Origin of the sequence: Porphyromonas gingivicanis JCM 15907 (assembly GCF_000614585.1) — a bacterium.
Lineage (GTDB): Bacteria > Bacteroidota > Bacteroidia > Bacteroidales > Porphyromonadaceae > Porphyromonas > Porphyromonas gingivicanis.
In genome coordinates this window covers 1-3,716 of sequence record NZ_BAKX01000018.1, presented here as the reverse complement: position 1 = coordinate 3,716, position 3,716 = coordinate 1, and the positions used below count along the sequence as shown (strand labels likewise).

The 3,716-nt window shown below is 40.0% G+C and carries 2 tRNA genes, 2 pseudogenes and 1 CRISPR repeat array; of the genes and pseudogenes, 1 reads left to right on the top strand and 3 read right to left on the bottom strand.

The features are described from left to right. Positions 1-385: 385 nt before the first annotated feature. A pseudogene (locus JCM15907_RS11820) lies at positions 386-1,563 on the top strand (transposase). Here the strand turns inward: JCM15907_RS11820 and JCM15907_RS12755 are convergent. From JCM15907_RS12755 to JCM15907_RS09660, 3 genes and pseudogenes are all read right to left on the bottom strand, one after another. Then, positions 1,466-1,675: pseudogene (locus JCM15907_RS12755) on the bottom strand (Arm DNA-binding domain-containing protein); the annotation flags it as partial. The pseudogenes JCM15907_RS11820 and JCM15907_RS12755 sit on opposite strands and share 98 nt — an antisense overlap. A gap of 230 nt (positions 1,676-1,905) precedes the next feature. Next, positions 1,906-1,978: transfer RNA gene (locus tag JCM15907_RS09665), tRNA-Phe, on the bottom strand. 323 nt (positions 1,979-2,301) lie between these two features. After that, positions 2,302-2,374 (bottom strand) — tRNA-Pro (locus JCM15907_RS09660). 83 nt (positions 2,375-2,457) lie between these two features. Beyond that, a CRISPR array of direct repeats spans positions 2,458-3,681; the repeat unit is 30 nt; unit sequence GTTTCAATTCCATAATGGTGCGATTAGTAG. Between the last annotated feature and the right edge of the window lie 35 nt (positions 3,682-3,716).

Sequence of the window (3,716 nt, the reverse complement as noted above, 5' to 3'; positions counted from 1 at the left end):
TACCTCCTCCATAGTGTCTTTATCAAAGAGTTGTGCAGAGGCTACCTGCATCCAACCGAACAATCCTAAAAGTAGTACAACAATCTTTTTCATATTTTCTATTGATTTTTCTTTTTGCAAAAATAATTCTAACATTTCAAGCACAAAGGGGTGCAATCTCCCGACTGGACCCCTTCCATAAAACTTTCTCCCTCATAAGCATTGGGCGAGCTAATGTAGCCCCCCCCTAACTCTATCAACAGTCTGTTATATTCAGGGGTATCTCGTCCTAAGGAGTCGTCCCTTAAAAACATCTAATCACTGATATTCAATATATTATGTTGAAAAGCCTTTTGGTAAATCTGCAAGCTTTCTTATTTTTACAGTGAGAAACTTGCAGATTTTCATGATTAAAAAGCTTCATCCTAGTCCTTCATTATTCAGCAGCTTATCAGACCTGTTGAATTCATCGCACCCACTCTATAAATTAGCCGACAAAATAGATTGGGCAAAATTCGATACGGCTTTTGAACCTTTGTATTCTCAGAACAATGGTCGCCTGGTAAGCCGATTCGTCTGATGTGTGGCTTGTTGAACCTCAAGCATCTTGGCAATCTCTCAGATGAATTCATTGTAGAACAATGGAGTGAAAATGCTTATTATCAGTACCTTTTTGCTATGCAAGAGTTTACCTCCTGTGCCCCTGCGCCTCTTCTGAATACCTTTGTTTTGAAGCGCATTTATCGAGACCAGCGTTTCCGAAATCATCCCAAAAACCGCAAGAAGGCACTGAAAGCAGACAAGAAATTGCGGACCATAGCGGGGAGATTAGTTCGAGAACTGAAGCGTAATCTTGGAGCGGATTCTCGCTACACTGGATTAATTGAGAGATTTGAAGCCATTCTTTCACAAAGACGTAACAGCCGGAAAAAGATTTATTCTATTCATGAACCCGAGGTGCAATGTATTAGCAAGGGAAAAGAGTACAAGAAGTACGAATTTGGCAATAAGGTGTCCATCATCCGCTCGGCTACGGGGCTTATTCTTGGTGCCCAATCTTTTCGTAATGAATATGATGGTCACTTCATAGAAACCTCGTTAGCACAAGTGGAACGTCTTACAGGAAGAAAGATCAAAATACTTGTGGGCGACAGAGGTTATCGTGGCAAGAAAGAGATTAACGGCACTCGGATTTTAATTCCAGATACCCCCCAACCCTCAGATAGCAGGTATCAGAAGTGCAAGAAACACAACCTATTCTGCAAGCGAGCAGGCATAGAACCCACCATTGGACACTTGAAATCAGATTATCGCTTAGGTCGCAACTTTTACAAGGGATTGATAGGGGATGCTATAAACATCCTGCTGGTAGCGGTGGCTTATAACTTCAAAAGAGCCATGAAAGCTCTTTTACACCTGCTCAAAATAATAATCGAGAAGCCATGGATGGATGATTCCCTCTTATCAATGCTTTTTAAGGGACGACTAAGTAGCTATTCAGTTCGTTGGCTTTACGACTTTTACCACGTACACACTCTTTGGCTTGGTTCCAAGAACTCGGATCGACACTTTTTCGGATATTAGTTTCGACACGTTGTCCATTAACGGTAATTCTCATGCAAACCGAGGCTTCTCCGTTTTTGAGCAGTTTTGTCTTCTTGATAAAGAAGAGCACATTGAATGAAATCCTTCTCATTTCGATACGTTTTTAGTTGATACAAAATTCGGAAATCACTCACGAGTTATCGACACGCAAATCACTGCATATCAGTGGTAAAGAAACTTTTTCGGTGGAGATTTCATTCTGCTGTTTTTGCTCCTCCAAAATCGGTAATATTCTGCTATATTTTGCGTAAGTGGGAAAAATAAAAACTCCCGATTTCGTTTAGAAATCAAGAGTTTACATCGTTTTGCTTTTCTTCAAAGTGGTGCCACCAGGAATCGAACCGGGGACACAAGGATTTTCAGTCCTTTGCTCTACCAACTGAGCTATGGCACCATTAGTTTTAAACCTATAAACACATCTGTTCTTCCCTCAAAAAGAAGCAGAGCTCGTTAAAACCGATTGCAAAGTTACAATAAAAAATGGATTTTACAATAGCTATAATCAAAAAGAAAGAGAAAATATTTTTCTTTTCAAGAGTTTAATGTGTTATATCCCTCTTTTATAGGTGTTTGTCTATTCTCATTTCCTGAAATGAAAAGAGAGGATTTATTTCCTTAATCCTTTTCAATAGCTGTAGTAATACTAAATGTAGAAAACTAAATTCTGTTTTGATAGGTAGAGCATGCCCTATAGAAGGGAGAGAGTTGAAAGAAAAGTCGGGATAAGAAGACTCGAACTTCCGACCTCCACGTCCCGAACGTGGCGCGCTACCAACTGTGCCATATCCCGATTTTTTCTTCCCGATGCAAAAGTAAGAAGAAAGTTTTTTCCTGAGCGAATCTCTTTTACAAAATAAGACTCTAATCCTATTTTATTTAATTCCATAATGGTGCGATTAGTAGTATCTCTGTTTTTACCGCCTCTTCAATGAGGGGGAAGTTTCAATTCCATAATGGTGCGATTAGTAGTAGACAAAGCCAACCGAAAGGTGATTGACTTTGTATTGTTTCAATTCCATAATGGTGCGATTAGTAGAGCTGGACAAATACAGGTGTCTGTGTCGCCTCTTCGTTTCAATTCCATAATGGTGCGATTAGTAGAGCGGACTTCGGAATAAAAACCTTAGACCCAGCAACGTTTCAATTCCATAATGGTGCGATTAGTAGGCGGAAACGTTCTGCCTTTATCACTTGATATATTATAGTTTCAATTCCATAATGGTGCGATTAGTAGTTGTTGTCTTTGTGCTTTTGTTTCAATTCCTCAAGTTTCAATTCCATAATGGTGCGATTAGTAGGAGAATTTAGCGGAAGAAAATAGCAAAGCTATAGCAAAGTTTCAATTCCATAATGGTGCGATTAGTAGCGCCTTAAAAGGAAGCGCGGCTATGCGTTTAAGGGTGTTTCAATTCCATAATGGTGCGATTAGTAGACAGTGTCACCTGCCATATAATATATCAAGTTAAAGGTTTCAATTCCATAATGGTGCGATTAGTAGCCAGCCACCAAGAAGTGGCTGGGTGAGATAACTCCCCAGTTTCAATTCCATAATGGTGCGATTAGTAGCACGCAGAGACTCAGCGTGAAGAGTGGAGTGGATATGTTTCAATTCCATAATGGTGCGATTAGTAGTCTTACTGAAACACTCTGTGTAAACGACATTTCAAGTTTCAATTCCATAATGGTGCGATTAGTAGAGGAGCTAAAAGAGCTCGAGCGCACAGCTCGAAATGGTTTCAATTCCATAATGGTGCGATTAGTAGAATCGAGTGTACAGTACAGCGACAGCCCCATCCGTTGTTTCAATTCCATAATGGTGCGATTAGTAGTGTCCGTTGTTTGCTGGACTCCAGCAAACTGGCGTTTGTTTCAATTCCATAATGGTGCGATTAGTAGTTTGCGTGTCTGCGATGCTTGCGATTTTTTGATAGAGGTTTCAATTCCATAATGGTGCGATTAGTAGCTCGAGTAGTCAATGTACTGGCTGCAGGTTCGAGGGCGTTTCAATTCCATAATGGTGCGATTAGTAGCAAATTACTTAAACAACTTGATACCCTTATTGAGCAAGTTTCAATTCCATAATGGTGCGATTAGTAGAAATTGGTGAGGACAAAGAGGGTAATCCAATTTAG